This is a genomic window from Pseudomonas sp. MWU318 (genome assembly GCF_016756945.1).
Lineage (GTDB): Bacteria > Pseudomonadota > Gammaproteobacteria > Pseudomonadales > Pseudomonadaceae > Aquipseudomonas > Aquipseudomonas putida_A.
The window spans coordinates 554202-580021 of record NZ_JAESJL010000001.1; the positions used below are offsets into that span (position 1 = coordinate 554202).

The window sequence follows — 25820 nt, forward strand, 5'->3', positions numbered from 1 at the left end:
AGCGGCCCTGTCGATGGAGCTGACAATGTCTTACCCGCGCTCGTTGCTTGCGATACTGATGCTGTGCCTGCTGACGGTTGGCAACACTTGGGCTGCCCCGGCTACCGCCAGCAAACCTGCTGCTGCCGACGCTGCCCCGAGCGCGCCGACGTGGCCGCAAGTGATCACCAGCGGCAAGGCCAAACTGACCGTTTACCAGCCGCAACTCGACAGCTGGGATGGCTACACCCTCAATGCCCGGGCTGCCGTCGAAGCCACCGGCGCCGACGGCAAACCCACCTTCGGCATCGTCCAGTTCAGCGCGCACACGCTGGTCGACAAGGCCACGCGCTGGGTCGCACTGGATCAGTACAAGATCATCAAGGCCGACTTCCCTGCCGACGCCAGTCAGGCCGACGTCTGGCTCGGCGCGCTGCAGAAAGATGCCGAAAGTCGCAAGAAAACCATCTCCCTCGATCAACTTGAAGCCGCCGTCGGCGTACTGTCGGCCGAGCAGAAAGCCGACAGCGCGCCGCTGGAAAACACCCCGCCGACGATCATCAGTTCCGACGTTCCCGCACTGCTCGTCTACATCGATGGCGACGCCGTGTACCGGGCGGTCGACGGCACCGCGCTGCAGCGGGTGATCAACACTCGCCCGCTATTGCTCAAGGACGCCGAGGGCAAGCACTACCTGCATGTGTTCGATGGCTGGATGGTCGCTGACAGCCTCAGCGGCGCATACACCCGTCTGACCACGCCGCCGGCCGATCTGGAGAAGGCCAAACAGGCGGCGATCCAGAACCGTCAGGTCGATTTGCTGACCGGGCAGAGTGATCCGAAAGACAAGGTGCCAAATCTGGCCAGACCGCCGCAGCCGAAAATTTTCATCGCCACCACGCCCACCGAGCTGATCGTCACCGACGGCGCAGCGCAGTGGCTGCCAATTCAGGGCACCAGCCTGCTTTACGTGAGCAACACCACCGGGCACATTTTCAAGGAAATCGGCGACCAGAACAGTTACGTGCTGATTTCCGGGCGCTGGTTTCGCGCTGCCGACATGCACGGCCCATGGACATTTACCCCGGCGGACAAACTGCCGGCAGATTTCGCCAACATCCCGGACGACAGCCCGAAAGAGAACGTCAAGGCCTCGGTCGCCGGCACGCCACAGGCCAAGGAAGCCGCGATCGCGGCGACCATCCCGCAAACCTCGGCGATCAAGAAGAGCGCTGTAAAAATGACCGCGCCGCAGTTCGATGGCGAACCGCAGTTGAAGGCAATCAGCAGCACATCGCTGCAGTACGTGGTCAACAGCGCGACACCGATCATCCGGGTCGATAACGACAGTTGGTATGCGGTGGAAAACGGTATCTGGTTCAGCGCCACCTCGGTGAACGGGCCATGGGCCGTGGCCAGTTCGGTACCGGCGGTAATCTATTCGATCCCGCCGAGTTCGCCGATGCATTACCTCACCTACGTCAAAGTCTATGAGTCCAGTGGCGACACCGTGGTGGTCGGCTATACCCCGGGTTATCAAGGGTCGAATCTGGATCCGGCCACCGGCGTGGTGGTCTACGGCACCGGTTATCCTTACACGCCGTGGGTCGGCAGCGTCTGGTATGGGCCACCGGTGACCTACGGTTTCGGCGTCGCCATGCGCTATACGCCGTGGACAGGCTGGACCTTCGGTTTCGGCTTCGGCTGGAGCTGGGGCGGCAACACCGTGGCGATGGGTTGGGGCTGGGGCGCTTATCCATGGTGGGGCAATTATGGCTGGGGTTACGCCTGGGGCCCGCGCCTGTACCCCGCGCCACTGGCCTGGGGCGGCGCCGCTTATGGCTATCGTGGCGGTGCTGTGGCCTGGGGGCCCGGTGGCTGGGCAGGCACCACCGGCAACATTTATCGTCAGTGGGGGGATCGCGCGACGGTGAGTCGCTATGGCGCCGGATACAACGCCTGGACCGGCAATCGCTGGGCCGGTCAGGTTGGCTCGTCCTATAACTCGCGCACCGGCATTGCAGCGGCGGGCCAGCGCGGGGCCGTACACAATGTCTATAACGGCAATTATGCGGCCGGGCGCAGCGGTGAGGTGGTCGGGCCGAACGGTGGCGCCATCGCCGGTGGACGGGTGACCGCAGGCAACGCTCGCAATGGCACCCAGGTCACCGCCAATCGTGGCGCGGTATACAACCCCAACACCGACAAGACCACACAATATGCTGGCGTGAAAGGCCGCAACGGCGGCGCCGCACGGGTTGGCGACAACGTCTATGCCGGGCGCGACGGCAACGTCTACAAGAAAACCGACAACGGCTGGCAATCGATGGTCAAGGGCAGCCCGGCCCGCACGGCGCCGGTCAACAACAATGCGCAACTGCAGAACCTCAATCGCGAGTCTGCTGCGCGCAACTTCGGCAACCAGCGCACCAACAACTTCCACAACTCCTCGCAAGTCATGAACCGTTCATTGGGGGGCGGCGGGGGCGGCGGTTTTCATCGCCGCTGATGGCTGCATTGAAAATTCAGACTGGCCCCGAGTCCGGTTTTGCTGTTAAAAAACCGGCTCTGCCGTCCCTGCCCCGCTTCATCGTTCGGAGAACCGCTTTCATGAGCCAATGGCCTGACACTCGCATTCTTGACCTGCTTGGCATTGAACTGCCGATCATCCAGGGCCCAATGGCCGGTGCCACGAACTCGTCCATGGTAGTCGCCGTGTGCAACGCCGGCGGCCTGGGTTCGATGCCTGCCGCAATGCTGAGCATCGAGCAGTTGCGCGAAGAGCTGAAGACCATTCGCGAGCACACCCGCAAACCGTTCAACGTCAATTTCTTCTGCCACCAGCCACCGGCCGCCGATGAACAGCGCGCGCAAGACTGGAAAAATCTGCTGGAGCCTTACTACCGCGAATTGGGCGTCGATTTCGACGCACCGACACCGGTTTCCAACCGCGCGCCATTCGATGCGGCAGCGTGCGCCGTGCTCGAAGAGTTTCGTCCTGAGGTGGTGAGCTTTCACTTTGGTCTGCCGGAAAAATCCCTGCTGGATCGGGTCAAGGCCACTGGCGCGAAAATCCTCTCGTCCGCCACCACTGTCGATGAAGCGATGTGGCTTGAGCAAAACGGTTGCGACGCGATCATCGCCATGGGTTACGAAGCGGGTGGTCATCGCGGGATGTTTCTCAGCGATGAACTGAGCAGCCAGGTCGGCACCTTTGCGCTGGTGCCGCAGATCGTCGATGCGGTGAAGGTGCCGGTGATCGCTGCCGGCGCCATTGCCGATGCGCGCGGGGTGGCGGCGGCGTTGATGCTGGGTGCATCGGCGGTGCAGGTTGGCACCGCGTACCTGTTCACGCCGGAAGCGAAAGTCAGCGCCTCGCATCACCAGGCGCTGCGCAGCGCCAAGGAAAGCGAAACCGCGATTACCAACCTGTTCACTGGCCGCCCGGCTCGCGGCATTCTCAATCGGGTGATGCGCGAAATCGGCCCGATGTCACCGAAAGCCCCGGCGTTCCCGCTGGCGGGCGGAGCGCTGATGCCGCTGCGTGCCAAAAGCGAAGCGCAGTTCAGTAACCTCTGGGCCGGTCAGGCGTTCCCGCTGGGCAAGGAACTGAGCAGCGCCGATCTGACCCGGGAACTGGCGCAAGGCGCGCTGGCAAAACTGGTCCGGCGCTGATCCGATACAGGATAAGGCACGGTGCAGCCTTATCCTGTATACAACAGCACTTCCTGTTTAGCGGCATTTCGCTATATATTTCGCTATATAGCGTTTCACCCTTCGCATCGGTGCAGTCCACCTCCAACAATAACTGCCCTCTGCACTCGCCCATAACGGAGCTGTTACATGACCATTCGTGCCCCACGTCTTGCCCCAACCTGCCTGGCAACGCTGCTTTCGGTATTCGCCTTCGGTGTCGCTCAGGCTGATGAAGTGCAAGTGGCGGTTGCCGCTAACTTCACCGCGCCGATCCAGGCAATTGCTGCCGATTTCGAAAAAGACACCGGGCACAAACTGGTCGCCGCCTACGGTGCCACTGGCCAGTTCTATACCCAGATCAAAAACGGCGCGCCGTTCGAAGTGTTCCTCTCGGCGGACGACACCACGCCGGAAAAACTGGAAAAAGAAGGCGACACCGTCAAGGGGTCGCGCTTCACCTACGCCATCGGCACCCTGGCCCTGTGGTCGGCGAGAGACGGTTATGTCGACGCCAAAGGTGAAGTCCTGAAGAAAAATGAATACCAGCACCTGTCCATCGCCAATCCGAAAGCCGCGCCATACGGTCTGGCCGCCACTCAAGTGCTGGAAAAACTCAATCTGACTGAGGCGACCAAGGCGAAGATCGTCGAAGGCCAGAACATCACTCAGGCCTACCAGTTCGTGTCCACCGGCAACGCCGAACTGGGCTTCGTCGCGCTGTCGCAGATCTACAAGGACGGCAAGGTCACCAGCGGTTCGGCGTGGATCGTTCCGGCCGACATGCACGACCCGATCAAACAGGACGCGGTGATTCTCAACAAAGGCAAGGACAGCGCCGCCGCCAAAGCGCTGGTTGAATACCTCAAAGGCCCGAAAGCCGCTGCGGTCATCAAGTCCTACGGTTACCAGCTGTAAATGTCGCTGACGAGTGCCGACTTCGCGGCGATCTGGCTGACCCTGAAACTGGCGTCCCTGACCACCGCTATCCTGCTGGTCGTCGGCACGCCGATTGCCCTGTGGTTGTCGCGCAGCCGTTCCTGGCTGCGTGGCCCCATCGGCGCAATCGTTGCCCTGCCCCTCGTACTGCCGCCGACCGTGATCGGCTTTTATCTGCTGCTGGCGATGGGGCCCAATGGCTTTCTCGGCCACTTCACGCAATGGCTGGGTCTGGGCACTCTGACCTTCAGTTTTACCGGGCTGGTGATCGGTTCGGTGATCTATTCCATGCCGTTTGTGGTGCAACCGTTGCAGAACGCGTTCTCCGCCATCGGCACCCGCCCACTGGAAGTGGCCGCGACCTTGCGCGCCAATCCCTGGGACACTTTTTTCAGCGTGATCCTGCCGTTGGCCCGCCCCGGTTTCGTGACGGCGGCGATCCTCGGTTTCGCGCATACCGTTGGTGAATTCGGCGTGGTGCTGATGATCGGCGGCAACATTCCCGACAAGACCCGCGTGGTCTCGGTGCAGATCTACGACCATGTCGAGGCGATGGAATATGCCCAGGCCCATTGGCTGGCCGGGGCGATGCTGGTGTTTTCGTTTCTGGTGTTGCTGGCGCTCTACTCCAGCCGCAAGACCCGCGCGGGCTGGAGCTGATCGATGATTGATGCACGTCTGAAAATCACTTATCCGGGTTTCAGTCTGGATGTCGATCTGCATTTGCCGGGGCGTGGCGTGACTGCGCTGTATGGTCATTCCGGGTCGGGCAAAACCACTTGCCTGCGCTGTATCGCCGGGCTTGAGCGGGCTGAACAGGGCTTTATCAGAATCAACGACGAAGTCTGGCAGGACAGCGAACGGCGGATTTTTGTCCCGCCGCACAAACGTGCAATCGGTTACGTGTTCCAGGAAGCCAGTTTGTTTCCGCACCTGTCAGTGCTGGCCAACCTGCAATTTGGCCTTAAACGCATCGCCAAGGCCCAGCGTCGGGTCGACATGGCGCAAGCCACCGAACTACTGGGCATCGGTCATTTGCTGGAGCGTCATCCGCAGCATCTGTCCGGCGGCGAACGCCAACGTGTCGGCATCGCCCGCGCGTTGCTGACCAGCCCGAAACTGTTGCTGATGGATGAGCCGCTGGCCGCCCTCGACAGTCAGCGTAAAAATGAAATCCTGCCATACCTGCAACGTCTGCACGACGAGCTGGACATCCCGGTGCTCTACGTCAGCCATGCGCAGGATGAGGTCGCCCGCCTGGCCGATCATCTGGTGCTGCTCAGCGACGGCAAGGCCCTGGCCAGCGGCCCGATTGGCGAGACCCTTGCCCGGCTGGACCTGCCAATGGCGTTGGGTGATGACGCCGGAGTGATCATCGAAGGCCAGGTCAGCGCCTACGATGCCGAGTACCAGTTGCTGAGTCTGCAATTGCCGGCGACTGCCATGAACATCCGTGTGACTCACGCGCCGATGGCGGTCGGTCAGGCACTGCGCTGCAAGGTGCACGCCCGCGACATCAGTCTGGCCCTGCACAACAGCGAGGCCAGCAGCATCCTCAATCGCTTGCCGGTGACCGTGGTCAGCGAGCTGGCGGCGGACAATGCCGCGCATGTGCTGATTCGTCTGGATGCCGGCGGCACACCGTTGCTGGCGCGGATCACGCGGTTTTCCCGGGATCAGCTCGGCATCCACCCGGGCCAGCATTTATGGGCGCAGATCAAGGCCGTCGCCGTACTGGCCTGAATTGGTTGGCACGACGGGCACGGCACGCGGTCAATCGCTGTAACAGAGCGATTCGCCAAGGACACCGCCATGCCCGACACCGCACTAGCCGACGTCTTACCGCCCGACCTGCATTACGTCGACGATACCCAGCCCGGCCTCACCCGTAAAAAGCTGCGTGGCAAGTTCGCCTATTTCGATCCGGCCGGGCAGCGCATTACCGACCCTGATGAGATCAAACGGATCAATTCGCTGGCAGTGCCGCCGGCCTACACCGACGTGTGGATCTGCGCCGATCCGCGTGGCCATTTGCAGGCCACCGGACGCGATGCCCGGGGCCGCAAGCAATATCGCTATCACCCGCGCTGGCGCGAGGTGCGCGATGCCGACAAGTACTCGCGCTTGCGTGAGTTCGGCATGGCATTGCCGAAGTTGCGCAAACAGCTTGAAACCCTGCTGGACGCCCCCGGCTTCAGCCGCGACAAAGTCATGGCCACGGTCATCACGCTGCTCGACGCCACACTGATTCGTGTCGGCAATACCCAATACGCGCGGGACAACCGCTCCTATGGCCTGACCACCCTGCGCAGCCGACATGTCGAGGTCAACGGCAGCGCGATCCTGTTCCAGTTTCGCGGCAAAAGCGGCATCGAACACCAGATCACCGTCAAGGATCGTCGCCTGGCGCGCATCATCAAGCGCTGCCTGGAAATCCCCGGACAGAATCTGTTTCAGTATCTGGACGAAAACGGCGAGCGGCACACCGTCAGTTCCCACGACGTCAACAGCTACCTGCAAACCCTCACCGGTGCCGACTTCACCGCCAAGGATTACCGCACCTGGGCCGGCAGCGCACTGGCCCTGGCGGTATTGCGCGAACTGCAATGGGAGTCGGAAGCCGAGGCGAAACGGCACGTAGTGGAGATGGTCAAGAGCGTATCCAAACAGCTGGGCAACACCCCGGCGGTGTGCCGCAAGTGCTACATCCATCCGGCGGTGGTCGAGCGCTTCCTGCTCGGTGCGCTGGCTGAACTGCCACGCCCGCGGGTGCGCAAGGGCTTGCGCTCCGAGGAAGTGGCGCTGGCGATGTTTCTCGAGCAAATGATGGACGCGCCTTGATCGCGCTGGATGGGTGATCTAGGCTAGCCACCTTTCCCCCCTTCAGGACGACCGCAGAAAGTGAACAATCAAGCCTTCTGAAAATGTAATCGCGATAAGCGCTGAATAGCGCCTGTCAGTGTTCACGACATTTTTCGGAGGTGCCGATGACTCACGTCTCGCGTACGCCTGCCCTCGTCTCCCTGAATCAAACCAGTTTTCAGTTCGCCAATGGCGAGACGATTTTCAACGACCTGAATCTGCAATTCGATCACACCCACACCGCCATCGTCGGGCGCAACGGCGTCGGTAAGAGCGTGCTGGCCAAGCTGATTGCCGGACACTTGCAACCGACTGCCGGCAGCGTGACGTGCTCAGTTCCATTGGCCTATGTGGCGCAAACATTCACCGCTGACGCGGGACAGACCGTGGCCGACGCCACGGGCACCGCGGCCGCTCTTTGCGCATTGCAACGGCTGCAGTCTGGCGAGGCGGCGGCGAAAGATTTCGATATCGCCAGCGAGCGCTGGGATCTGCCCGAACGCCTGCGCCAATCGCTGGATAACGCCGGTCTGCCGGACATTGCTCCCACGGATCTGACCCTACCGCTGAGCGGTGGCCAGCAGGCACGGCTGGCCTTGATCGGGGCGTTTCTGAGTCCGGCGCGCCTGTTGGTGCTGGATGAGCCGACCAATCATCTCGACGGCCACGGCCGCGACTGGTTGATGAGCGAACTGGAACGCTGGCGCGGCGGATTGATCGTCGTCAGTCACGACCGGCAATTGCTTGAGCGCATGCAGCGTATCGTCGAGCTGACGCCGCTGGGTGTCACGGTGTACGGCGGCAATTTTTCCGCTTACCAGCAGCAACGGCAAATCCATCAGGCAGCGGCGCAAGCGGCGCTGGATCAAAGCCGAACCGAGCGCCGGCGCGAGCAGCAGCGCTTGCAAAACGAGCACGACACCATCCAGCGGCATGCCGCCCGCTCACTGCGCAATGCCAAAACCGCCAACGTCTCGGGCTTCGAGCGCGCCGGCCTGAAAGGTGCCGCGAGGCAGATCATAGGCCAGGTGCGTCATGGTCATCAGCAGCGCAAATCCGAACTCGATGCGCAGGTGCGCGATGCCTACGCCAAAGTACTCCCGGACGATGTGGTGCTGATGAACCTGCCCGGCAGCGCAGTGCCTGCTGCGCGCAAAGTCTGTACGCTGATTGATGCGTGCGTGCCATGGTTGCCGGCGCAGCTGTTCAACATCGCGCTGAGCGGACCAGTGCGCGTCGCCGTCAATGGTCCGAATGGCTGCGGCAAATCGACGTTGCTCAGGATGCTCGCGGGTCAACTGCATCCCGCCAGCGGCGAATGCATCACCCATGTTCCCGTGGCTTATCTGGACCAGCATCTAAAGCTGCTGGATGATCGTCTCAGCGTCATCGAGCAACTGCTCGCGCTGCAGAGTCCGTTGAGTGAAAGTGCATTGCGCGGGCATTTGGCTCATCTGCAACTGGACGCGCAACGGGTCACCCGACCGAGCGCGTCACTGAGTGGTGGCGAACGCTTGAAAGCCGCGCTGGCGGTGGCCTTGTGGGGCAAGACGCCTGCGCAACTGTTGCTGCTCGACGAGCCGAGCAATCATCTGGATCTACCATCGGTTCAGGCTTTCGAGCAGGCATTGCAGACGTTTCCCGGCACAATTGTTGCGGTTTCCCACGACACTGAGTTTCTACAGGCGTTGAAACCGACGCACCGCCTGGATTGGCATGCCACAGAGTGGCGGCTGCAACCGACGAACTGACTGGCTATTTTTTGCACGATTGGCAAGGGCTTCTATAGTTGATCTGACACCTATTTGCTGTGGTGACGCCATGGAAGACATCTTTGTCGTAAAACGCTGCAACAAGATCATCATTCACGGCCGCCGTGCCGGGGAAAGCCAACATGAACCCGCTGAGGCCAGCAGCTGGTTTCGGATCAACGACACCCGCACCGGCGGCTTCATCGGCGACGGCTACGATCTTGAGGAAGATGCCCGACGCGAATGCCGACGGCTCAATGCGGCCAGCTCGCCGCTGCCGGCGCGACAATCGGCCGGCTGATGCAATTGACAGGCGGGGTCTATACTCAAAGCAGCTGACGGACCAGCGCCCCAACGGCAGAGAGCTCGCAGCCCGCGGGCTTTTTGCTGCCTCTCAACGGTTTGTCTGAACGGAGGTGTTCCATGTCCGAAAAAGAGTCCATCACCACCCTCCTCACCCTGCTCGACTCCCGTCAGTCTCGCCTGGCGGCGGCCTGCAAGGAAATCGCCGACTGGGTCGATCATCAAGGCGGCCATCCGACTGCCCTGCGCATCCGCGATCGACTGAACGACATCGAAAAAGACACACCGCTGATCCGCAGCACCCTGTCGTCGCTACAACCGGTCGAGCGGCCACTGCCACGTTTCAGATGACTGCACCGCGATAAACGACAGCTAACCGGCGTACCGTCTGGCCGATGTACCGAACGCCCCGAGGTGTGGGCGGTCAAAACCTGTACACGTCACCCAGGAGACGGTTCATGGTTATCCATTTCAAAACAGAAGGACATCTGGCTTGTGGTCACAAGGGCGACAACCTTGCCTCAAGCCTGGAACTCAATCGCGTCAAATGCCGCAGCTGCCGCAACACCGACGCCTACAAAGAAGCACGCAAGACCCAGCGCAATGCCGCACGCCGCGCAGCGCGCCACACCAAGGCTGATCACGGTGCGTCAAACTGGCGTTCGGAGTGGATCGAACGCCTGACCGCGCTGGCCGGGCCGCAGCGCCTGCCAAGGGGCTTTTTCGGGCAAGCGTTCGTATAACCGATTGATGTCGTGTTTTTAGTCCATCACTCGACGTGAATTGCCACGAATTCACCGCTCGAACCCATCAATGCCCTGGCCTTATCGTCAGGGCTTTTTGTTGAAAACTCCGGTTCGAGCAGCCCGTAGCCCTGAATCAGGCTTGCAAATAGCCAACGCGCCCTCATAACCAGAACCATATCCACCGTCACCTAGAGGCAAAAAATCATGACCGGACAAACCGAAACCGCGATTCTCGCCGGCGGCTGCTTCTGGGGTATGCAGGACCTGCTGCGGCGTTATCCCGGCGTGCTGGAAACCCGCGTCGGTTACAGCGGCGGCGATGTACCGAATGCCACCTACCGCAACCACGGCAACCACGCCGAAGCCATCGAGATCGTTTTCGACCCGGCGGTGATCAGCTACCGGCAGATCCTCGAGTTCTTCTTCCAGATCCACGATCCGAGTACACCCAACCGTCAAGGCAACGATCTCGGCCCCAGCTATCGTTCGGCGATTTTTTATCTCAATGAACAACAACGTGACATCGCCGAAGACACTGCTGCGGATGTCGACGCTTCCGGGCTGTGGCCGGGACGCGTGGTCACCGAAATCGCACCGGCGGGTCCCTTCTGGGAAGCTGAACCTGAGCACCAGGACTACCTGGAGCGGATCCCGAACGGTTACACCTGCCATTTCATCCGCCCAAACTGGAAGCTGCCGAAACGCAGCTGAAAACATACCTGCGTAATCACTCAACGCACGGCGCTGGCCTCAACTGAAGGCCGGCGCTTGCGCACCTCTGGAATCGATCATTTTGGTGAGCCTTCCGTAGCACAGTTCAAGCGCCCGAGGATGAACATACGTTCATCGCAAGCATGGCTCAAAGCGTCTAGCCTGCGGGTTCCAACATAGTGCCTACAGGAGTACCCCACCATGTTCTCGCACGAAAGCCTCCCGCTGATTGCCATTTTCACCATCATGCTACTGTGCGTACTGGCTGCGTTTTTACACCCGGTACATGCATTCTTCAGCTGGCTGCGCAGGCGCAAGGAACGATCAAACGCCCAGGCTGCAAAAGAGGTTGATTCGCGCTGAATGTATTCCCTCAACTGGCCCGGATCCGTCCGGGCTTTTTGTTTCTGGCTGAACAGCAGATACAAAAAAGCCCAGCGCGGGGCTGGGCTTGATTTTTCGTCACCGTTAAAAACATCCAGGCTTTTTAGCCACGAGAGTGCAACTCAAGTGACTTACGCAAAGCTCCTCTCGTGCTCGCTTTCATGGACATAAACCCATGAAACTCCGGATGGCGAGGCCTGGTCGACGCGCATAAGCGCCGAATCGACTTTCTTCTTGGTAATGCCGTCTTTGACAAGGTCGAAGACGGCCAGGAAGCAGTCCCCGGGAAGCGCTGTGATCGAGAGGTTGGTGATGTGCGACTCAGGGCTTCCAGCACGCTTGCCATACAAGCCCCAAAGTCGCTCCCAATAGTCCGCCCGGCTCATGATCTGTCCATCGGTGAGTACCACACGGAAGTCATTCGCCAACGCATCGTACAGAGGCTTGATAGCGCCTTCCGACTGGGAAGACATACCGCGCGACCACGGAAAGAAGAGATTGTACCAACGGTACACCTCGGCTTCGACGAGAGCGGTTTTATCGGTTGCTGCGTGCACTTGATTGATTGCCATCGGTGTTCTCCTTAACACGTCCAAAATGGCGGGTCTGGCGTGACAGACAGGCCGTCTGAATACCCATCGCCTGAGCGATGCACCGCGCCGTGATCAAGATCCATCCTGATATCAACGCCATCGGGTCAAGCTCAAATGTTCACTCAATGACTTTTGATATCTTCGACCAAGCCACAAACGTAGACGCTTGCAGGATTGGCTGCATCGAGAAGTGACCAACGGTCTCTGCGCGCAGGAACAAGAAGGGATGAAAAGAATTGAGGAGGCGCCAGTCAAAAAATGGCGATCCGAAACAAACAAGGGTTTGCCTCAGCTTTCGCCCGCAAACCCTTGATTTTAGAGATGGTGCCCGAAGCCGGAATCGAACCGGCACGCCCTTACGAGCGGGGGATTTTAAGTCCCATGCGTCTACCAGTTTCGCCATTCGGGCGGTAGCGCTGTTGTAGTGCTCAAATCAGTCGACCAGAGAATCTGTCTGTGTTGAGCCGTTGAAGCAGAGCGGGAAATATATACATCACGTCCCGGTGAAGCAAGTTCACAGTAGCTGATTTCAAGACTTAATCTTGCAGCGCACTGAAAATAAAAAAGCTCCGTAAATCATGGATCTACGGAGCTTGTTTATAGTGGAGGCCGAGGTCGGAATCGAACCGGCGTAGGTGGATTTGCAATCCACTGCATAACCATTTTGCTACTCGGCCTCAAACGATCGCTGTTTAGTAGCACAACAACAACCGCGTACAAACTTGGAGCGGGAAACGAGACTCGAACTCGCGACCCCGACCTTGGCAAGGTCGTGCTCTACCAACTGAGCTATTCCCGCTTGGTGTGGCGCATTCTATAGATTTCAGATGCCCCGTCAACCCTTTGATTCAAAAAAGTTTTATTTCTTTTCAACGTCAGTTTTCAGATGCGGCCAGGCGGCCCGCAGGTATTGAACCATCGACCACAATGTCAGGCCTGCCGAGATCATCAGCAAGGAGTAGCCCAGCAAGACCCAGAAGCTGAAATCGCGGGGATTGGCCAGCAGGATCACCAGCGCCAGCATCTGCGCCGCGGTTTTCCACTTGCCGAGATTGGACACTGCCACATGAGCGCGGGCACCGAGTTCGGCCATCCATTCACGCAAGGCCGATACGACAATCTCGCGGCCGATGATGACGGCTGCGGGAAGTGTCAGCCACAAATTGCCGTGCTCCTGAACCAGCAGTACCAAAGCGACTGCCACCATCAGTTTGTCGGCAACCGGATCGAGAAACGCGCCGAACGGCGTGCTTTGTTCAAGCCGCCGGGCCAGATAGCCATCCAGCCAGTCAGTTGCCGCCGCAAAGGCGAATACCGAAGCGGAGGCCATGTAGCTCCACTGGTAAGGCAGGTAAAACAACAGAATGAAGATCGGGATGAGCAGGACGCGGAGAACGGTAATCAGATTAGGGATATTCATCGGCACAACTGGCTACGAGGTGAGTTGGCATTCTACTCGCTATGCAGGTTTGCATAAATCGACTCTGCGAGCTTTTTACTGATCCCCGGTGCTTTGGCGATCTCTTCGATGCTTGCACGAGACAGCTCCTGCAATCCACCAAAATGTTTCAACAAGTCCCGACGTCGGGTCGGCCCGACACCCGCAACGCCTTCCAGCGTCGAGGTGCGGCGGGTCTTGCCGCGCCGCGCGCGGTGGCCGGTAATTGCGAAGCGGTGAGCTTCGTCACGAATCTGCTGAATCAGGTGCAGTGCCGGTGAATCACCGCGCAATGTGAACTCATGGGCGGCATCATTAAGATACAAAGTTTCGAAGCCGGCCTTGCGTGTTGCGCCCTTGGCCACACCCAGCAGGATCAGATCCGGCACCGCCAATTCATTGAGCACGTCACGGGCCATCGACAATTGTCCCTTGCCACCGTCCACCAGCAGAATGTCCGGCAACTTGCCCTCCCCGTCCTTCAATTTGCTGAAGCGCCGAGTCAACGCCTGGTGCATGGCCGCATAGTCATCGCCCGCCGTAACGCCTTCGATGTTGTAGCGACGATAGTCGGATTTGATTGCGCCTTCCGGGCCGAACACGACACAGGAAGCGACGGTGGCCTCACCACTGGAATGACTGATGTCATAGCATTCAAGACGCTGCGGCGGCTCATCCAGGTTCAGCACTTCAGCCAGTGCATCGAAGCGCGCAGCCGTGTGTTGACGGTTGGCCAGGCGTGCGCCCAGCGCTTGCTCGGCATTGGTGACCGCCAACTGCTGCCAGCGCGCCCGTGTGCCACGCACCCGAAGGCTGATGGTCAATTCACGACCGCGCAACTCGTGGATGGCTTCGATCAAGGCCGTGGCATCTTCCGGCACCACGTTGACGATCAGTTCGCTCGGCAGGTCGCGCTCCGGACTGCTGATGTAGTACTGACCGAGGAACGCCGCCATGACTTCGCCAACCTCCTCCTCGATACCCACTTGCGGAAAAAAGTTCTTGCTGCCCAATACACGACCGCCGCGCACGCTGATCAAGTGAACGCAAGCGCCGCCTGGATTGACGAAGGCGGCGATGACATCAATATCGCCCGTGCCGCCTTCCATGCTCTGCTGATCCTGGACCCGGCGCAGCAAGGCAATCTGGTCACGCAACTCGGCGGCGCGCTCGAATTCGAGATTGATTGCCGCCTCTTCCATCGCGGTTGACAGCTCATTGGTCAGGGCGTGACTGCGCCCCTCGAGAAACATCACCGAATGGCGTACATCCTCGGCGTAGACCTCAGGTTCCACCAGGCCGACACAAGGCGCCTTGCAACGCTTGATCTGATATTGAAGACACGGGCGCGTGCGATTCTTGTAGTAGCTGTCTTCGCACTGACGGACGAAAAAGGTCTTTTGCAAGAGGCTGAGGCTTTCGCGAATGGCCCCGGCGCTCGGGTACGGGCCGAAATACCTGCCCTTGGCCTTCTTCGCGCCACGGTGGATGCTCAGACGTGGGAATTGGCCATCAGACAGAAAGACATAGGGATAGGACTTATCGTCGCGCAACAGAATGTTGTACGGCGGACGCCACTCCTTGATCAGCGTCTGTTCAAGCAGCAACGCCTCGGTTTCGTTGGCGGTGATGGTCGTTTCGACCTGCGCGATACGCCCGACCAGCGCAGCGGTTTTCGGCGCCAGCCCGGTCTTGCGAAAATAGCTGGCAAGGCGCTTCTTGAGGTTCTTGGCCTTGCCGACATACAGCAGGCGCGCCTCGCTGTCGAACATGCGATAGACGCCGGGACGCCCACTGACTGTCGCCAGAAAGGCGCCGGAATCGAATGTTTCAGTCATGATCAGGCGCTGGCATCAACCATGCCGTGGCGTACTGCCAACAGCGTCAGCTCTACGTCGCTGCTGATCGACAGCTTTTCGAAGATCCGATAGCGATATGTGTTCACCGTTTTCGGCGACAAGCAGAGTTTATCGGAGATGATCTGCACCTTTTGGCAGCCGACAATCATCAACGCAATCTGGATTTCCCGTTCAGACAAGGCATCGAAAGGTGAATCGTTGGTTGGCTGGAACGATTTGATCGCCAGTTGCTGGGCAATCTGCGGGCTGATGTAACGCTGCCCGGCAAATACCAGGCGAATCGCCTGAACCATTTCCGGCAACCCGGCGCCCTTGGTCAGGTAGCCGGCGGCGCCTGCCTGCAACAGACGTGTAGGAAACGGATCCTCCTCACACACCGTGACAGCGACAACCTTGATGTCCGGATGACTGCGCAACAGCTTGCGCGTGGCCTCCAGGCCACCGATACCAGGCATCTTGACGTCCATCAGGACCACATCGGGTTTCAACTCACGAGCCTTGATCAGGGACTCTTCCCCGGACTCGGCCTGTCCAACCACCTGCAAGCCATCGATATCGGCCAGCATCCGTGTAATGCCTGTACGAACGAGATCATGGTCATCGACCACTAGCACCCTAATCAAGCAGACACCTCGCGATATGGTCTTATTGGGATGCCGGACACCTTAGCAAAAAGTGCCGGTGAGACCTAGCGGCAAGCGTCATTTAAAAAGTTTCAATTCATCATCGAGGGCTTGCCGGCCGTGGGTTTCAGAGCACAGGTGTACCGAAATCGAGCTGCATCCTCAGGAAACACTCGTCCTCGCCGCATACCTTGAAGCCTTTTCTCTCATACAGACTTTGTGCCGGATTATTTCTGAATACTGTCAATCGCAGTGCCGGGCGTTTTTCGCTGCAAGCCAGAGCGACAACCTGATCAATCGCCCAGGATCCTGCGCCCTGCCTGCGAGAGGCCTCGGCTATTTGTAGCTCGCGTATGTACAAGGCCCGGCGATCGCGACTGAGACTGAAAAAACCCACAGGAATTTCAGCAAGAAGGATCAGCCAGTTGTCACGGCCATCCCAGGCAACGTCGAACGCTTGGTCCTGCCACAGCAGATCGTGGCCAATGTAATAGCGCAGCATGTTCTGGCACGTCAGCTCTCGGGCGAACGCCCGATCTGCCGGTTCGGCGCGACGCAAATGATAGGTCATTGCCCCGCCGCCACAGGTACTACCTGCCCCTGCCATTCGCCGGCATCACGTCGCGCAACGACCAACAGCTCACCCGGGCCTGGTGCGGCGGCGACCAGTGCGCCGTTTTCAGACCAGACAGCACTGCGCCCTGCTGACTGCCATCCACCCGTGAGTCCGGCGTGATTGGCCATCAGCACAGCCATTGAGTAGTTTTGGGCATAGCCCTGCAGTATTGCGCTATCCACGCCATAACCTTTCTCGCCAATCAGCACGCCTGCTGCGTACAGGTCGGCGCCAAACTCGGCAGCCGCTGCCGCGTGACTGGCGTGGGAAAAATCAGCGCAAACCGCCATTGCGACGGAATCGCTGCCTATCCGCAAGGTAGAACCACCAGCCCCAGGGGCATAGAAGAGCTCTTCGCCACTGTGCAAATGTTGTTTGCTGTAAACCTCAAGAGAACCATCCCCTCCTAATGTCAGCGCGCCGATCAATATCTTCGAACTGTTCCTATCGCGAATCGGCATGCCGACGACAGCGGTGAGGCTCAGCTCGCGAGCGCAATCGCGCAAGGGTTGCAGCACAGCATCCTGCGGATCGATTGCCAGGTCTGCGGCCATCTGGCCTTCGTAGCCTGTCAGCGACAGTTCCGGGAACACCAGCAGCTCGACGCCCTGCTCCGCTGCCACGGCCATGAAGCGCAAATGACGGGCGATGTTCGCCGCCAGATCACCGGCAACGGAAAACGATTGGGCTGCAGCAATGGTGAACGTCGACATTATTCATCCTTGGGGTTGTGCCAAACCCGCAGTGTGTCACAACGTCTGTGGCACTCAAGCGATAGGTAACGCCTTGAATGAGCGATAGCAATTTCTGATTGCTCAGGCGTACGGGCCTCTAGTAAGCTCGGCGCATTCATCGGAGACAGATCATGTTCAACGCCCTCTCACAGCTTCGTTCCGCCAGCGCCCTGCGCTCGGTTGCGGCTGCCCGGGCGAATGACGTTTGCGCTCCAGCGAGCTTTTATTTTGGGTATTGGTTTAGCCACTGGCGCGCCTGATACCCACACGGCGCCCATGAAAACGGGTCGCCTACCAGAGAATTCTCAACCCCCGGTCGGCCTCCCGACCGGGGGTTTTGCTTTTTCAGGCCCGAATTTTTCAGCAACACACCAGACACTTTGAGGAATCAACACATGAACTACGCCACTTATTACCGTTACGACACTTTTACCGCCTGGCGATTTAGCAGCCTCCGCTCGGGACAGCCTGCCGCCTCCGATCGGTCACCCACAGGTGGCAAGCACACACACGCAGCCAATCCGGCCAATTGTCGAACACCCCAGTAGGGCCGAGTGAGCGGGAAGCACCCGCCGCCAGCCCAGGAATCCCGAATATGAACTCGTCTGTTTCTGCTCTGCCACTGACCACACTGAACTCTGCCAACGAAGCACTGACCCTGCGTCTGCCCAGCTCGTTGCAGCTCAAACAGCAATTGCCCCTGAGCAACGCCCTCGCCCAGCAAGTCGCAGCCCACCGCCAGGCGGTCCGCGCGATTCTCAATGGCGAAGACCATCGCCTGCTGGTCGTCGTCGGCCCTTGCTCGATTCATGACCCGCGCTCCGCACTCGAATACGCCGAAAAACTTTCCCGACTGGCCCATGAGGTCAGCGACGAGATGCTGCTGGTAATGCGCGCCTACATCGAAAAACCCCGCACCACCGTTGGCTGGAAAGGTCTGGCCTACGACCCGCATCTGGACGGCAGCGATGACATGGCAGCCGGCCTGACCCTGTCGCGTGAATTGATGCTTGAGATGATCCGCCTGGGGCTGCCCATCGCTACCGAGCTGCTGCAACCAATGGCGGCCGGCTACTTTGACGACCTGCTCAGTTGGGTTGCCATCGGTGCACGCACCACCGAGTCGCAAATCCACCGGGAAATGGCCAGCGGCCTGAACATACCTGTTGGCTTCAAGAACGGCACCGACGGTGGCGTAACCGTAGCCGTCGATGCCATGCGCTCGGCGGCCCATCCGCATCGACACTTCGGCGTCGACAGCCAAGGGCACCCGGCGATCATTCAGACACCGGGCAACCCCGATACGCACTTGGTACTGCGCGGTGGTCATCAAGGCCCCAACTACGATCGCGAAAGCGTCGCCCGGGTACATGCCGACCTGAACCGCCTGAAGATTCCGAGCCGCATCATGGTCGACTGCAGCCACGCCAACAGCGGCAAAGATCCACTGCGCCAGCCCGATGTGTTCAACGAGGTACTCGAACAACGGCTGCAAGGTGATCGCACCTTGATCGGCATGATGATTGAGTCCCATCTGTTCGAGGGCTGCCAGCCTTTGAGCCCTGCCCTGCGTTATGGCGTATCGGTCACCGATGGCTGCCTGGGGTTCAGCGCGACGGAGCAGTTGCTGTCGAATGCCGCCAAACGACTTCGAGCCTGATGATCCGAGCAGCCTTTGCGGGCTTATCAAAATCCCGCAAAGGCTGAATCATCGCTCAGCCTTCACCACCGGGTCATGCCCGCACCCGAATGCGGGTTATCTCGGAAGCCTGGCTGACATCATCCAGCCGCTCCACCGAATACGACACTTGCACCACAGTTTCCCGATGTTCCCGCCAGAAACGGTAAGGCACGATGAATACCAATGGCTGGCCTGCAGTTTCCCGGGTGATGTCCCGGTCATCGCGATGACTGAAATACTCACCATCGCATTTCAAGTAAACCAGCTCCCCCTGCTCGGCCTGGGCATTGCCGATCACCACGGTAATGCCATCCTCGGCATCTGCTACCTCCAGCTCACCATCTTGCGCTTCCAGTACCTGCGGAGCTGCGAGATCGCCTCGCATCAATGGCGCGATCAAAATTCGCGAGGTTGCAGAGTTCCTCACCTGCGCCGACCTTGATTCCACCCGGTAGCTGACGCTCACCTCCTGCATACGATGAGGGGCGATGCGATCTGCGGGTATCCAGAAAGACAGCGCTTCGCCGACAGCAAACGGCTCCACGAGCAGCACATCACTGATCACCGGCAGTCCTTCGACACCTTGCCACGACAGGACGACCCGGTCCCCGACAGCCATGCGGGCGTAAGGTCGCACGACAACGCTAGTGCCCTGCGGAACACGGGCTGGATCGAGCGTCCCGCCCACCGTCTCTTCAAGAATCGGAGCCAGCAGATCGGGTTCCGGATCACCCACATTCAGCTGCAAACGACTGGATGACACCGGCTTTGCCAGCGCAGCGCTGTACAGCGTCCAGTAAAGCTCAAGCGAGCCGCGCTCCAGCGCTGCAATATGCAAACCCTTTACGACAAAGACGAGTTCCTGCCCCACCTGACTTTCACTGACCGCACGTGTAGTTTCGTGGATATACGGCAATCCTTCGTCATCCAGCCCTTGCCAGCTCAGCACAAGTTTGTCGCCGCACAACATGTTCGGGTAAGCCGCCACCCTGACAAATGCGTTGTCCAGTGAGGGATCAAGCATTCCGCCCTCCATGACCTCGAGCATCGGAGCAGGCAGCCAGGAGACTGGGGAGGATGCCGCTGCAGGCGCGGGTCGATAGCAGAATTCGAAGTTTTCGCCGTCCACCTTCAAATTCAGAAGACCGCGTCCACCGGAGTCATCCGCTACCGGGGACATACTTGACGCTGGTGCCACAGAAGAATCGCCGTTGGCTTCGTATATAGACATTCGTAGCTCCATTCCTTGGATAAAACGCCGCCGTGAAGGCCGCGTCGAACGAAATCCATTGAACACCATCCAGCGCTCGGCGGAAGTCAGCACAACGCCTTCCATCGGCAGGGTAAATACACCGCATGACGTAGGCTTACGAAGCAGAATCCAGCGATACCGGGCAAAAGATTGCCAAATGTTCCGACTACCCTCTCAAGCAGAAGCGAATATTCGTACCGCTTTTGGCCCAGTTTCCTTTCAGTACCGAGGAGTTTTCAGACATCGCCGACCCGCAGGCCTGTTTTACAGTGGCACGCACAAACCACTGACAAGCATCTGCAAAAGAGGCAGGAACATGCAACGGAATGCGACAACCCGCTACCCCATCCTTTTGGTCCATGGCCTGTTCGGGTTTGACCGTATCGGCCATTTCGAGCTTTTTCATGATGTCAAGCAAGCGCTGAGGGAGGCAGGCGGACAAGTGTTTGTGCCGCAGCTGTCCGCAACCCATGACAACGAAGTTCGCGGCCAGCAATTGATGTTGCAGATCGAACGCGTTCTACGAGGCACCGGCGCCGGTAAAGTCAACCTGATCGGACATAGCCAGGGCGCGCTGGCATGCCGTTATGCCGCTGCGCTCGCGCCGAAAAAAGTCGCCTCAGTGACATCGGTCAGCGGCCCCAATCACGGCTCGGAACTGGCTGACGCCTTACGCCTGGCGCTGATTCCGGGAGGCCTGCCGGAGCAGGTAGCGGAGCACGCTGCGACACAGTTTGCGCGATTCCTATCGCAGCTCAGCGGTCAACCGGGTCTGCCGCAGAACGCCGTAGCCGCACTCAATGCCCTGACGACTGCGGACGTCAGGCAATTCAACCAAAAATACCCTCAAGGCCTGCCTTCTACCTGGGGCGGCCAGGGGGCGGAACGGGTCAATGACGTTCACTACTACTCCTGGAGCGGCACGCTGCAGGACAATTTGTTGCAGGCACTGGATCCAGTGCATTCCGTCTGCCACGCATTATCCAGCCATTTCGTCACGGAGGCCGGACAGAACGATGGTTTCGTGGGCCGTTACAGTTCTCATCTGGGCCGGGTCATCCGCTCCGACTACCCCCTCAATCACCTTGGCAGCTTGCGCCATCCGGGCGGGTTGCGAATACCCGGCGCGGATCCCGTCGACCTTTATGTCGAACACGCGATGCGCCTGAAAGCCGCGCAACTGTAGATGTGCGTCAATGTACCGAGTGGAACTTTGCCGAGAAATCGCTTACTGAATCCGGTAGGCTCCACACTTTACTGAAATAGATTGGAGAATTTCCCCATGGCTAAAGCCACTGCCCGCCACATCCTGGTTTCCAGCGAAGACAAGTGCAACGAACTCAAGGCCCAGATCGAAGGCGGTGCTGACTTCGCCGAAGTCGCCAAGGCCAACTCCACCTGCCCGTCCAGCCGTCAGGGCGGCGATCTGGGTTCGTTCGGTCCTGGCCAGATGGTCAAGGAATTCGACACCGTGGTCTTCAGCGCGCCAATCAACGTCGTGCAAGGCCCTGTGAAGACCCAGTTCGGTTATCACCTGCTCGAAGTCACCAGCCGTCAGGACTGATTAGTCGCCTGATTGCTGCCCCAACGGCCCGCCTTCTGGTGGGCCGTTGTGTTTTGGTTACAGGATACGGCTGGCGACTGACGCGCCGCTCGCGTACAAATTGCGCTTATCTATCACCCGGCTTTAAGGCTGACAATGCGACTGGCTTTCCCGACTTTGCTGTTCACTGCCGTGGCCCTGCTGTTGGGCGCCGCTGGTGTGGACGCCACCCCGCAACACGCGTTGACCGTCTATGGCGAACCTGCCAAATACCCGGCCGGTTTCAGCCATTTCGACTACACCAATCCGCGGGCGCCCAAGGGCGGCACCATGCGCCGCTCGGCGATAGAGATCGGGCATTTCGATCACATCCTGCCTTATATAGATAAAGGCATCGGCGTCACCCAGATCGACGGCATGCTCTATTCGCCGCTGGCCCAGCGCTCGATGGACGAGCCCTACACGGTCTACGGCCTGGTGGCGCAAAAGATGGAGCGCTCGCAGGATGGCCTGTCGCTGCGCTTCTTCATCGATCCCAAGGCACGTTTCGCTGACGGCAAGCCGATCACTGCCGAAGACGTGCGCTACACCTATGACCTGTTGATGACCCAGGGCAGCCTGCGCTATCGCACGCAGTTCGCCGACGTCAAAGGTGTCGAAGTGGAAGCGCCGCTGACCGTGCGTTTCGATTTCAAGAGCAATGAGAACCGCACCTTGCCGCTGGACATCGCTACCCTGCCGGTATTCCCCGAGCACTGGTGGAAAACCCGCGACTTCGCTGGCGGTGGTGGTTATGAACCGCCACTGGGCAGCGGCCCGTATCGGGTCGGCAAGGTCGACTCCGGGCGCAGCATCACCTTTGAACGCAACCCCGACTGGTGGGGCAAGGATCTGCCGGTCAGTCGCGGCCTGTATAACTTCGATCACTTCAGCATCGAGTATTTCGGCGACACCGATGTCGCACGCCAGGTATTGCGCGGCGGTGCCTATGACTACAACCGGGAGTTTTCCGCCACCGGCTATTCGATCGGTTACGACAGCCCTGCGCTGAGTGACGGACGTTTGCAGAAAGCCCACCTGGCCACCGAGGCCCCGCAATCGGCTCAGGGGTTCGTGTTCAACCTGCAGAAACCGATGTTCCAGGATCGTCGGGTGCGCCAGGCGCTGGCGATGCTCTGGGATTTCGAGTGGAGCAACCGGCAGATGATGCGCAACATGTACATCCGCCAGCAGAGCTATTTCTCCAATACCGCACTGGCAGCCCGCGAGTTGCCGGATGCCGCCGAGCTGAAAATCCTCGAGCCGTTGCGCGGGCAGGTTCCCGACGAAGTGTTCACCCAGGTCTTCGAGGCGCCGAAAACCGATGGCAGCGGGCTGATCCGCGACAAGCAACTGCAAGCCCTGGAATTGCTCGAACAGGCTGGCTGGAAACCCGAGGGCGACCAACTGGTCAACGCCGAAGGCGAACCTTTGAGTTTCACCTTTCTGGTCAGCCAGAACGGTATGGATCGCCTGCTTCTGCCTTACAAGCGCACGCTGAAGCAGATCGGCATTGAGCTGAATATCCGTCGCATCGACTCCTCGCAATACGTCAATCGCCTGATGAGCCGCGACTACGACATGATCGTCACCGGCTACCCGGTCAGCACGTCTCCGGGCGGCGAGTTGCTCAACTACTTCGGCTCGATATCGGCCAACGACCCCGGCGCCAACAACTACATGGTGCTGAAAAATCCGGCGGTCGACACCCTGATCAACGGCCTGATCCGCGCCTCGACCCAAAGCGACATGTTGCACTACGCCCACGCTCTGGACCGGGTGCTGCAATGGAACTACTACTGGATTCCCAACTATTACCCGCCGGGCACCTCCACCGTCTGGTGGAACCGATTCGGCATGCCGGCGATCCAGGCCAGCAATGACGAAGCCATCGAGAGCTGGTGGGAAATCAGCAGCACGCCGTTGACCAACCAGCAGATGACCGCCGAAAAAATCGGGCGTGGCAGACCCGGAGGACCGCACTGATGTGGGCATACATTCTGCGGCGCCTGCTGCTGATCATTCCGACGCTGGTGATCATCCTGCTGGTCAATTTCGTGATCATTCAGGCCGCACCCGGTGGCCCGGTCGAACAGGCCATCGCCCATCTGCAAGGAATCGGCGGTGCGAGTGTCGGCGGCAGTTCCAGCGAAACCATGAGCAACACTTCGCGTGCCAGCCGTGGCCTCGATCCGCAACTGATCAAGGACATCGAAAAGCAGTACGGTTTCGACAAACCGGCGCATGAACGCCTATGGCTGATGCTCAAGAACTACGCACAGCTGGACTTCGGCAAAAGCTTTTTCCGCGGTGCGACGGTCACCGATCTGATTCTGGAAAAAATGCCGGTGACCATTTCCTTGGGCTTGTGGGCGACGCTGATCACCTATCTGGTGTCGATCCCGCTGGGCATCCGCAAAGCGGTGCATCACGGCAGCCATTTCGACATCTGGAGCAGCACCGCGATCATCATCGGCTACGCGATGCCGGCGTTTCTGTTCGCAATGTTTCTGATCGTGGTGTTTGCCGGTGGCACCTCATTGAACTGGTTTCCAGTGCGCGGTCTGGTCTCGGACAACTTCGAATCGCTGTCGACCCTGGGCAAGATTGCCGATTACTTCTGGCACCTGGTGTTGCCGGTGACGGCGCTGGTGATTGGCGGCTTCGCCACGCTGACGATCCTCACCAAAAACTCGTTCCTCAATGAAATCACCCGCCAGTACGTAGTCACCGCCCGCGCCAAAGGCTTGAGCGAGCGCCGCGTGCTTTACGGCCATGTGTTCCGCAATGCGATGCTGCTGGTGGTCTCGGGGATTCCGCAGGCGTTCATCAGTGTGTTCTTTGCCGGTTCGCTGTTGATCGAAGTGATCTTCTCTCTCGACGGCCTCGGCCGCATGAGTTACGAAGCGGCGGTTTCTCGCGACTATCCGGTGGTGTTCGGCTCGCTGTTCATCTTCACCCTGTTCGGCCTCCTGATAAAACTGATCGGCGACTTGTGCTACACCCTGGTCGACCCACGTATCGACTTCGCCGCGAGGAACGCCTGATGTTCAAGCTCTCGCCTCTGGGCCGTCGTCGTTTCGCGCGATTCAAGAAAAACCGCCGTGGCTGGTGGTCGTTGTGGTTGTTTATCGGACTGTTCGTGGTGACGCTGGGCGGTGAACTGATCGCCAATGACAAACCACTGGTGGTGAGCTACCAGAACCAGCTCTACTTCCCGGTCTTCAAGCGCTACACCGAACAGGAGTTTGGTGGGCAATTGCCGTTCCAGGCCGATTATCGCAGTGACTATGTGCAGAACCTGATCCGCAAGGACGGTGGCTGGCTGCTGTTCCCGCCGATCCCGTTCAGCGACGACACGCCCAACTACGACCTCAATCAACCTGCGCCGAGCCCGCCCTCAAAGGTCAACTGGCTCGGCACCGACGATCAGGCGCGTGATGTGTTGGCGCGGGTGATTTTCGGTGCCCGGGTATCGATCCTGTTTGCCCTGATGCTGACCGCCGTCAGCGCGCTGATCGGCATTGCCGCCGGCGCCCTGCAAGGCTATTACGGCGGTTGGGTCGATCTGCTCGGGCAGCGTTTGCTGGAGGTCTGGAGCGGATTGCCGGTGCTGTACCTGCTGATCATTTTGTCCGGTTTCGTCGAGCCGAATTTCTGGTGGCTGCTGGGAATCATGGCGCTGTTTTCATGGCTGGCACTGGTAGATGTGGTGCGCGCCGAGTTCCTGCGCGGGCGTAATCTGGAATACGTCAAAGCCGCTCGCGCCTTGGGCCTGAGCGACCGCAAGGTGATTTTCCGGCACATCCTGCCGAATGCGATGAACGCGACGCTGAGTTACCTGCCGTTCATTCTGACCGGAGCGATTTCTACCCTCACCGCTCTCGACTTCCTCGGTTTCGGCATGCCCGCCGGCAGCGCTTCGCTGGGCGAACTGATTGGTCAGGGCAAGCAGAACCTGCAAGCGCCGTGGCTCGGGCTGACGGCATTCTTCACCCTGGCGCTGATTCTTTCTTTACTGGTGTTCATCGGCGAAGCGTTACGTGACGCGTTCGACCCTCGATCCTGAAGTGT

The 25820-nt window shown here is 59.5% G+C and carries 25 protein-coding genes and 3 tRNA genes; 18 read left to right on the top strand and 10 right to left on the bottom strand.

Annotated features, from left to right (window positions below; all coding sequences use genetic code 11):
- Window positions 1-25: 25 nt before the first annotated feature.
- From JN524_RS02320 to JN524_RS02375, 12 genes are all read left to right on the top strand, one after another.
- Entirely contained in the window at window positions 26-2488 is a 2463-nt protein-coding gene (locus JN524_RS02320) for an autotransporter (protein ID WP_202368326.1), read from the top strand.
- 101 nt (window positions 2489-2589) lie between these two features.
- The gene (locus JN524_RS02325; RefSeq protein ID WP_202368327.1) at window positions 2590-3654 is read left to right on the top strand and encodes an NAD(P)H-dependent flavin oxidoreductase; all 1065 of its coding nucleotides are present in this window, start codon (window positions 2590-2592) and stop codon (window positions 3652-3654) included.
- A gap of 168 nt (window positions 3655-3822) precedes the next feature.
- On the top strand, window positions 3823-4590 hold the full coding sequence (gene modA, locus JN524_RS02330) for a molybdate ABC transporter substrate-binding protein (protein WP_202368328.1): 768 nt from the start codon (window positions 3823-3825) through the stop codon (window positions 4588-4590).
- A complete protein-coding gene (gene modB / locus JN524_RS02335; protein WP_003225407.1) occupies window positions 4591-5271 on the top strand; it encodes a molybdate ABC transporter permease subunit in 681 nt (226 codons plus the stop codon).
- A 3-nt stretch (window positions 5272-5274) separates the two neighbouring features.
- The gene (modC, locus tag JN524_RS02340) at window positions 5275-6354 is read left to right on the top strand and encodes a molybdenum ABC transporter ATP-binding protein (RefSeq protein ID WP_202368329.1); all 1080 of its coding nucleotides are present in this window, start codon (window positions 5275-5277) and stop codon (window positions 6352-6354) included.
- A 69-nt stretch (window positions 6355-6423) separates the two neighbouring features.
- Complete coding sequence (locus tag JN524_RS02345) at window positions 6424-7452, top strand: DNA topoisomerase IB (protein ID WP_166495871.1); 1029 nt, start codon at window positions 6424-6426, stop codon at window positions 7450-7452.
- 146 nt (window positions 7453-7598) lie between these two features.
- Window positions 7599-9224 carry an ABC-F family ATP-binding cassette domain-containing protein gene (locus tag JN524_RS02350; RefSeq protein ID WP_202368330.1) on the top strand — a complete coding sequence of 542 codons (1626 nt, stop codon included), beginning with the start codon at window positions 7599-7601 and terminating at the stop codon, window positions 9222-9224.
- Between the two features lie 70 nt (window positions 9225-9294).
- Entirely contained in the window at window positions 9295-9525 is a 231-nt protein-coding gene (locus JN524_RS02355) for a hypothetical protein (protein WP_007964938.1), read from the top strand.
- Window positions 9526-9647: 122 nt separating this feature from the next.
- Window positions 9648-9878: a hypothetical protein gene (locus tag JN524_RS02360; protein ID WP_202368331.1), complete on the top strand. Its 231-nt coding sequence runs from the start codon at window positions 9648-9650 to the stop codon at window positions 9876-9878.
- A gap of 107 nt (window positions 9879-9985) precedes the next feature.
- The gene (locus tag JN524_RS02365; protein WP_098964161.1) at window positions 9986-10270 is read left to right on the top strand and encodes a hypothetical protein; all 285 of its coding nucleotides are present in this window, start codon (window positions 9986-9988) and stop codon (window positions 10268-10270) included.
- A 207-nt stretch (window positions 10271-10477) separates the two neighbouring features.
- Window positions 10478-10984 (top strand): peptide-methionine (S)-S-oxide reductase MsrA, encoded by a 507-nt coding sequence (msrA, locus tag JN524_RS02370; protein WP_202368332.1) that lies wholly within the window; start codon window positions 10478-10480, stop codon window positions 10982-10984.
- A 201-nt stretch (window positions 10985-11185) separates the two neighbouring features.
- Window positions 11186-11347, top strand: coding sequence for a hypothetical protein (locus tag JN524_RS02375; RefSeq protein WP_166495875.1), 162 nt, complete (start codon window positions 11186-11188; stop codon window positions 11345-11347).
- 152 nt (window positions 11348-11499) lie between these two features.
- On the opposite strand, the gene JN524_RS02380 is transcribed toward JN524_RS02375, so the two are convergent.
- The 9 genes from JN524_RS02380 to JN524_RS02420 form a co-directional block, all read right to left on the bottom strand.
- Window positions 11500-11940, bottom strand: coding sequence for a hypothetical protein (locus JN524_RS02380; RefSeq protein ID WP_202368333.1), 441 nt, complete (start codon window positions 11938-11940; stop codon window positions 11500-11502).
- 343 nt (window positions 11941-12283) lie between these two features.
- Window positions 12284-12370, bottom strand: a tRNA-Leu gene (locus JN524_RS02385).
- Window positions 12371-12564: 194 nt separating this feature from the next.
- Window positions 12565-12638, bottom strand: a tRNA-Cys gene (locus JN524_RS02390).
- 46 nt (window positions 12639-12684) lie between these two features.
- Window positions 12685-12760, bottom strand: a tRNA-Gly gene (locus JN524_RS02395).
- Between the two features lie 60 nt (window positions 12761-12820).
- Window positions 12821-13381, bottom strand: coding sequence for a CDP-diacylglycerol--glycerol-3-phosphate 3-phosphatidyltransferase (pgsA, locus tag JN524_RS02400; RefSeq protein ID WP_007965084.1), 561 nt, complete (start codon window positions 13379-13381; stop codon window positions 12821-12823).
- 32 nt (window positions 13382-13413) lie between these two features.
- A complete protein-coding gene (uvrC, locus tag JN524_RS02405; RefSeq protein WP_202368334.1) occupies window positions 13414-15237 on the bottom strand; it encodes an excinuclease ABC subunit UvrC in 1824 nt (607 codons plus the stop codon).
- Window positions 15238-15239: 2 nt separating this feature from the next.
- Window positions 15240-15881 carry a response regulator transcription factor GacA gene (gene gacA / locus JN524_RS02410; protein ID WP_024012761.1) on the bottom strand — a complete coding sequence of 214 codons (642 nt, stop codon included), beginning with the start codon at window positions 15879-15881 and terminating at the stop codon, window positions 15240-15242.
- A 127-nt stretch (window positions 15882-16008) separates the two neighbouring features.
- Window positions 16009-16452 (bottom strand): GNAT family N-acetyltransferase, encoded by a 444-nt coding sequence (locus tag JN524_RS02415; protein ID WP_202368335.1) that lies wholly within the window; start codon window positions 16450-16452, stop codon window positions 16009-16011.
- A complete protein-coding gene (locus JN524_RS02420) occupies window positions 16449-17210 on the bottom strand; it encodes a carbon-nitrogen hydrolase family protein (protein ID WP_202368336.1) in 762 nt (253 codons plus the stop codon). The genes JN524_RS02415 and JN524_RS02420 overlap by 4 nt, the downstream gene beginning before the upstream one ends.
- 616 nt (window positions 17211-17826) lie before the next feature.
- Here JN524_RS02420 and JN524_RS02425 point away from each other — a divergent pair.
- Entirely contained in the window at window positions 17827-18891 is a 1065-nt protein-coding gene (locus JN524_RS02425; protein WP_202368337.1) for a 3-deoxy-7-phosphoheptulonate synthase, read from the top strand.
- Between the two features lie 73 nt (window positions 18892-18964).
- Here the strand turns inward: JN524_RS02425 and JN524_RS02430 are convergent, their stop codons facing one another.
- Window positions 18965-20143 (bottom strand): hypothetical protein, encoded by a 1179-nt coding sequence (locus tag JN524_RS02430; protein ID WP_202368338.1) that lies wholly within the window; start codon window positions 20141-20143, stop codon window positions 18965-18967.
- A gap of 337 nt (window positions 20144-20480) precedes the next feature.
- Here JN524_RS02430 and JN524_RS02435 point away from each other — a divergent pair, with 337 nt between their 5' ends.
- The 5 genes from JN524_RS02435 (at window position 20481) to JN524_RS02455 (ending at window position 25815) form a co-directional block, all read left to right on the top strand.
- Window positions 20481-21350 carry an esterase/lipase family protein gene (locus tag JN524_RS02435; protein ID WP_202368339.1) on the top strand — a complete coding sequence of 290 codons (870 nt, stop codon included), beginning with the start codon at window positions 20481-20483 and terminating at the stop codon, window positions 21348-21350.
- Window positions 21351-21446: 96 nt separating this feature from the next.
- Window positions 21447-21728, top strand: coding sequence for a peptidylprolyl isomerase (locus tag JN524_RS02440; protein ID WP_007912303.1), 282 nt, complete (start codon window positions 21447-21449; stop codon window positions 21726-21728).
- A gap of 135 nt (window positions 21729-21863) precedes the next feature.
- Window positions 21864-23732 carry an extracellular solute-binding protein gene (locus JN524_RS02445; RefSeq protein WP_202368340.1) on the top strand — a complete coding sequence of 623 codons (1869 nt, stop codon included), beginning with the start codon at window positions 21864-21866 and terminating at the stop codon, window positions 23730-23732.
- On the top strand, window positions 23732-24793 hold the full coding sequence (locus JN524_RS02450) for a microcin C ABC transporter permease YejB (protein ID WP_027612667.1): 1062 nt from the start codon (window positions 23732-23734) through the stop codon (window positions 24791-24793). Before JN524_RS02445 ends, JN524_RS02450 begins: the two co-directional genes overlap by 1 nt.
- A complete protein-coding gene (locus tag JN524_RS02455; protein WP_098964175.1) occupies window positions 24793-25815 on the top strand; it encodes an ABC transporter permease in 1023 nt (340 codons plus the stop codon). The genes JN524_RS02450 and JN524_RS02455 overlap by 1 nt, the downstream gene beginning before the upstream one ends.
- The last annotated feature ends 5 nt before the right edge of the window (window positions 25816-25820 follow it).

Bases quoted from the DNA above. Each gene is read 5' to 3' on its own strand.
- modA (WP_202368328.1), top strand. From the start codon at position 3,823: ATGACCATTCGTGCCCCACGTCTTGCCCCAACCTGCCTGGCAACGCTG.
- JN524_RS02365 (WP_098964161.1), top strand. From the start codon at position 9,986: ATGGTTATCCATTTCAAAACAGAAGGACATCTGGCTTGTGGTCACAAG.
- JN524_RS02415 (WP_202368335.1), bottom strand. From the start codon at position 16,452: ATGACCTATCATTTGCGTCGCGCCGAACCGGCAGATCGGGCGTTCGCC.
- uvrC (WP_202368334.1), bottom strand. From the start codon at position 15,237: ATGACTGAAACATTCGATTCCGGCGCCTTTCTGGCGACAGTCAGTGGG.
- JN524_RS02450 (WP_027612667.1), top strand. From the start codon at position 23,732: ATGTGGGCATACATTCTGCGGCGCCTGCTGCTGATCATTCCGACGCTG.
- JN524_RS02440 (WP_007912303.1), top strand. From the start codon at position 21,447: ATGGCTAAAGCCACTGCCCGCCACATCCTGGTTTCCAGCGAAGACAAG.
- modC (WP_202368329.1), top strand. From the start codon at position 5,275: ATGATTGATGCACGTCTGAAAATCACTTATCCGGGTTTCAGTCTGGAT.
- JN524_RS02350 (WP_202368330.1), top strand. From the start codon at position 7,599: ATGACTCACGTCTCGCGTACGCCTGCCCTCGTCTCCCTGAATCAAACC.
- JN524_RS02345 (WP_166495871.1), top strand. From the start codon at position 6,424: ATGCCCGACACCGCACTAGCCGACGTCTTACCGCCCGACCTGCATTAC.
- JN524_RS02380 (WP_202368333.1), bottom strand. From the start codon at position 11,940: ATGGCAATCAATCAAGTGCACGCAGCAACCGATAAAACCGCTCTCGTC.
- JN524_RS02355 (WP_007964938.1), top strand. From the start codon at position 9,295: ATGGAAGACATCTTTGTCGTAAAACGCTGCAACAAGATCATCATTCAC.
- modB (WP_003225407.1), top strand. From the start codon at position 4,591: ATGTCGCTGACGAGTGCCGACTTCGCGGCGATCTGGCTGACCCTGAAA.
- JN524_RS02445 (WP_202368340.1), top strand. From the start codon at position 21,864: ATGCGACTGGCTTTCCCGACTTTGCTGTTCACTGCCGTGGCCCTGCTG.
- pgsA (WP_007965084.1), bottom strand. From the start codon at position 13,381: ATGAATATCCCTAATCTGATTACCGTTCTCCGCGTCCTGCTCATCCCG.
- JN524_RS02425 (WP_202368337.1), top strand. From the start codon at position 17,827: ATGAACTCGTCTGTTTCTGCTCTGCCACTGACCACACTGAACTCTGCC.
- JN524_RS02430 (WP_202368338.1), bottom strand. From the start codon at position 20,143: ATGTCTATATACGAAGCCAACGGCGATTCTTCTGTGGCACCAGCGTCA.
- msrA (WP_202368332.1), top strand. From the start codon at position 10,478: ATGACCGGACAAACCGAAACCGCGATTCTCGCCGGCGGCTGCTTCTGG.
- JN524_RS02375 (WP_166495875.1), top strand. From the start codon at position 11,186: ATGTTCTCGCACGAAAGCCTCCCGCTGATTGCCATTTTCACCATCATG.
- JN524_RS02320 (WP_202368326.1), top strand. From the start codon at position 26: ATGTCTTACCCGCGCTCGTTGCTTGCGATACTGATGCTGTGCCTGCTG.
- JN524_RS02435 (WP_202368339.1), top strand. From the start codon at position 20,481: ATGCAACGGAATGCGACAACCCGCTACCCCATCCTTTTGGTCCATGGC.
- JN524_RS02420 (WP_202368336.1), bottom strand. From the start codon at position 17,210: ATGTCGACGTTCACCATTGCTGCAGCCCAATCGTTTTCCGTTGCCGGT.
- JN524_RS02360 (WP_202368331.1), top strand. From the start codon at position 9,648: ATGTCCGAAAAAGAGTCCATCACCACCCTCCTCACCCTGCTCGACTCC.
- JN524_RS02455 (WP_098964175.1), top strand. From the start codon at position 24,793: ATGTTCAAGCTCTCGCCTCTGGGCCGTCGTCGTTTCGCGCGATTCAAG.
- JN524_RS02325 (WP_202368327.1), top strand. From the start codon at position 2,590: ATGAGCCAATGGCCTGACACTCGCATTCTTGACCTGCTTGGCATTGAA.